The sequence below is a fragment of the Arsenicibacter rosenii genome, assembly GCF_001870735.1.
GTDB classification, from domain to species: Bacteria; Bacteroidota; Bacteroidia; order Cytophagales; family Spirosomataceae; genus Arsenicibacter; species Arsenicibacter rosenii.
On sequence record NZ_MORL01000066.1, the window covers coordinates 1 to 4,366 of the forward strand.

Annotated in this window: 4 protein-coding genes; all 4 read right to left on the minus strand. The window is 54.5% G+C overall.

Features of this window, described 5'->3' with window-relative positions; genetic code table 11:
• Nucleotides 1–100: 100 nt before the first annotated feature.
• The gene (locus tag BLX24_RS29505; RefSeq protein ID WP_071506809.1) at nt 101–1,057 is read right to left on the minus strand and encodes a D-ribose ABC transporter substrate-binding protein; all 957 of its coding nucleotides are present in this window, start codon (nt 1,055–1,057) and stop codon (nt 101–103) included.
• A 34-nt stretch (nt 1,058–1,091) separates the two neighbouring features.
• On the minus strand, nt 1,092–2,504 hold the full coding sequence (locus tag BLX24_RS29510; RefSeq protein WP_071506810.1) for a DUF1593 domain-containing protein: 1,413 nt from the start codon (nt 2,502–2,504) through the stop codon (nt 1,092–1,094).
• A 28-nt stretch (nt 2,505–2,532) separates the two neighbouring features.
• Nucleotides 2,533–3,495 carry a transketolase family protein gene (locus BLX24_RS29515; RefSeq protein WP_071506811.1) on the minus strand — a complete coding sequence of 321 codons (963 nt, stop codon included), beginning with the start codon at nt 3,493–3,495 and terminating at the stop codon, nt 2,533–2,535.
• A 10-nt stretch (nt 3,496–3,505) separates the two neighbouring features.
• On the minus strand, nt 3,506–4,366 hold an 861-nt coding region (locus tag BLX24_RS29520), incomplete at its 5' end, for a nucleoside hydrolase (RefSeq protein ID WP_071506812.1).

The following is a 4,366-nucleotide window of genomic DNA, read 5'->3' on the forward strand; positions in this document are numbered from 1 at the left end:
CTCCTTTTTTAACCTCATCCAGTTTTTTGATATAGACCGAGTTGTAGCCAACCAGGCCAAGTGCGGCAATCGCCAGCAGGTATCGCAAGGGTTTGTTCATCTAGTTGGCCGGCGTTTGATAGTCGCTGATATTCTGTTGGGTAATGAGCTCAACGGCTACGGGAACGCGCTGTGCAAAATCACGTTTGCCTTTCAGATACGCATCGCCGTACTGTGCAGCCGTTTTGGCCATGGTTTGCGGCGATTGCAGGCCGGTAGCCCTGATTTTCCGCTCACCGATGGAGGTCATCACATCGTCCGCCCCGTCGAAACCAAACACCCCGACGGATTTATCTTTGCCGGCCGCCACCAGTGCCTGGTAGGCACCGAGTGCCATGGCATCATTGCCGCAAAAAACGGCATCAATATCGGGCTGCGCCTGCAGCATCGACTCCATCACATCCATGGCTTTGTTCCGGTCAAAATCAGCACTTTGCTGCGCGACCATTTTCAGGCCCGGATAGCGGTCAACCACACTGTGAAAACCTTTGGAGCGGTTCCAGGTATTGTTGTCACCCACGAGCCCGAGGATTTCCACATACTTCCCGCTCCGGTTCAGCGTCTGTACAAAGTATTCGCCGATGGCCACACAACCGGAATAGTTATCGGATAAAATCTGTGATGTGGCGGCATCGGACGCATTTACTTCGCGGTCCATGCAGAACACGGGCACACCGGCGGCTTTTGCTTTCCGGACATTTACAATCGAGCCGTCTGAGTCGGTCGGGTTCAGCAAAATTGCCTCAAAGCCCGAAACAATGACGTTTTCAAAATGATCGGCTTCCAGCGAGCTGTTATTCTGGGAATCAAAAATTTTCGCTTCATACCCCAGCGCTTTTGCCTCCGCCGCGGCTGTTTCGGCAAGGACCACAAACCACGGATTATTGAGGGTGGACACGATGACGGCCATTTTCTTTGGCTTACCCGTTCCTGATTCCTGCTGCTGACAGGCGCTCAGCAACAGCACAAAAATTAACCCGAAAAATGCTATTCGTTTTTGACCAAAAAAAAGGGGCATATGCGTCAGGGTTTAGGAACACATTCCGAAACGATCAGGGTAAAACGGTCAGGATAACCCGCTGGTAACGGGTCAGAGCCGGCACACCGTTATCCGTAACCGCCAGAATGAAATGAATTGTCTCGGGCTTTTCTACTTTGGGGGCAGTAAAGGTTGTTTCCTGCTGCTGGTTATTGGGTACAGCCGGTATGCGGCTGGCCAGAAACGTACCCGGTTCTGAATACAGAATCCAGGAATAACTGAGCTGGTTACCATCCGGATCGGTTGACCCGTTGGCACTGAGGGTTATCGGTGTTCCCGCCCTGGCCGTTAAGGTTGCCGGATGCCCCAACCGCGCAACCGGCGGGTGATTGGCCTCTTTGTACGACTTTACGCACCAATCCATCCGGGCGGCAAAATCGTTCTGATATGCCTGACGCCAGCGCCAGATCGTGGCCTTGTTGCTGTTGTGCCACGCACCGTCGATGCCCAATACTTCGTCTTCCGCATCCGTCCAGATTGGCCGCGTTTCGGGCTCTGAAAACCACTTGCGCGTTCTTGGGGTATACAACTCGTACCGGCCACCCCAGCTGCCATAATCCGGGTGTTCCGGTTCACTGAGGCCGTTGTTGATCAGTCCGAGAAACGACGGGGTGTCTCCTTCCATGATAAAATCCGTATGTGGGTGTTCGGCTCCCAGGGGGCCGTGGTTCTGCCGGATATGCTCATCCAGCCAGCGATTCGAAACAAGGGTGGAGTCTGCCCCGTCGAAGCCACGCGTAAACCGGTCACCGCTAATCCCCCGCCAGGTTGAATAATGGTAGGCTCCTTTGTAATGAACGCCGGGACTTACGATGTAGAACAGATTCGGAAAGGTTTTCCGAATCCATGGACCGCTATCATCCTGATCCGAAATGGTATATACCCGGATTTTGGCCACAAACCGGTCTACTGCCTCCGGCGAGCGCGTCTGCCGCACCTTCCAGAGTGCCTGCGCCAGGCAGTTGGCCCCACCCCAGACCGTTACCCAGACGGGCCGGCTATCCTGCTTATCAACGGTGGCAATAAGGTGTTCGGACCCTTCCGAATCGTTCCCTTCCCCCACCGCAGCCATGCCATAACGCGGTACGGCCGACTTAATTAAGGATAACAGATGCGCTGTTTCGGGATAACCTTTCTCGTGTTGCAGCAGGTTCGGCCGCACTTTCCCATAGGCTTCCACAATACGGCGGATGCGCTCCGGGGCAATCCGGTTGCGCTGGTGTACCGAAGTTGTAGCGATGAGTCCTTCAACATCCCAATGGCTGGTATACGTCAGAAACCGCACCAGCGACTGGGCATCGTCGGGCTCATTCTCAATGTCCGTCAGGACCATCACGCGCAGCTTTTGCTCCGGCAACTGTGCCTCTGCCGTACGCAGCAACAGTACAGAGCAGAGGAATACTACATTCAGGGTTCGGAATTGCATATAGGTTCAGGAAGGAATAGGTTTCAGGCTATGCCAACAGGTTCAGCGCTTCGGCCGCGATGCCTTTTTCTGTCAACCCGTAGTGGGTAAAGATCTCGGCCTGTGAGCCCGTGACGGTATATTCATCGGGAATACCCATAATTCTGAAGCGATTGCGATAGCCGTTCTGGATCAGAAAAGAAGCACAAGCCTCGCCTAACCCCCCGAATACACTATGCTCCTCAACGGTGATCATCGGTACTCCTTTTGCGGCAAGGGTCGCCAGCAGGGTATAATCCAGTGGCTTGATGGTATGCATGCTAACCACCGTTGCCTTGATGCGATGCCGGTCTTCCAGCCAGCGGGCTGCCTGCAAGGCCGGGTAAACAGTCTCGCCGGTTCCGATCAGGATCAGATCATGGCCGTCCCGGATTACACGGCCCTTACCGAGGGTAAACGACTGATCGTCTGACAACAAAGGCATGGCTTTTTTGCCGAACCGCAGATAAACCGGCGTTTCCGATGCCGCCGCCTGACGGATGGCCTGTTCCGTTTCAACATTATCAGCAGGGGCAACAATAGTCAGGTTATGCACGGCCCGCAAAGCGGCAAAATCATGCAGACTATGATGGGTAGATCCCAATGCCCCATAACTCACCCCCGCACTGATACCAATCAGTCTGACCGGATTGTTGGAGTAGCAGACATCCGTTTTGATCTGCTCAAAGGAACGGGCCGTCAGGAAGCAGGCCGGCGAAACGGCAAACACATTTTTGCCGGTCGAGGCCAGACCAGCAGCCACGCCAACCAGATTCTGTTCGGCAATGCCGATCTCAATATGTTGTTTCGGAAATCGCTGACCAAACGGCACCAGCTTTCCCGATCCACGCGAATCACTGGTGACGACCAGCAGATTACGGTCCGTTTCGGCGAGTTGCTGAAGGGTTGCCGAAAAAACGTCCAGGTTCGCCTGAGCCGTAGAATTCGGGGCAACAGTGGTTAATTCTCCCATGAAATAGGCCTTAAGGGTACATTAATTCTAGTTTGGCAATAAAATCGGCAAACATCAGGCCCGTGTCCAGATGGGTATACACCCTGATTGGCCGGCCGGCATGGTTATACGCATACGTTCCGGCCCCGTTAATCCGGGGTGCCTGCCGGACCACATACTGGCTCGACGACGGATCGGCTTCGAATGACGATTGCAGCGCTGTCAGCAGCACCAGCGGACTATCGCCCAGCACATACATTTCCCCGATGTTTAAGAACCGCTGGATACGAGCCATCAGCATCTCCAGCGTTCCGCTCAGATGGGCACCGGTTTTGCCGTGTGGTTTCACTTTCGTCAGTAGCTGCGCGTACGAAAACAGGCATTGCCGGTACATATTCCGGGGTACCTGCCAAAGCGCTACGGTCGATTTGTTGAATACCACCCGCGCCGCCGCCCGGTCGATATTGAGGTTATATTCCACCTCCGTATAGTTCGGCGGCGGCGGTGCCAGGTCTGTGTATTCGGGCCCGCCAATCCAGATTAAGGTCAGTTTACCGGCAATGTCCGGATTGGTCAGCAACGCTGAAGCGATTTCGGTCAGCCCCGCCCCGCAAACCACATACAAAGGCTGTTTCGTATCGGTCCGCAACGCTTCCTGAATGATAAAATTCACAGCTGCGCTTTTTACCGGCGTGCTGTCATCCGGCATTGCCACGTTTGACCCTGCAAGCACCGGAATCGCTTTGCTGATGTTCATTACCTGAAGCACTTCCTTTGCCTTTTTAACGGCATTATCCGCCTGCGTGGCCGACGGATCGAAACCATCCTTAACGCTCAGGTGCGAACCAATGATCGCCCGGATTTCTACCGAGGGCGACATGAGGTGGTGCGC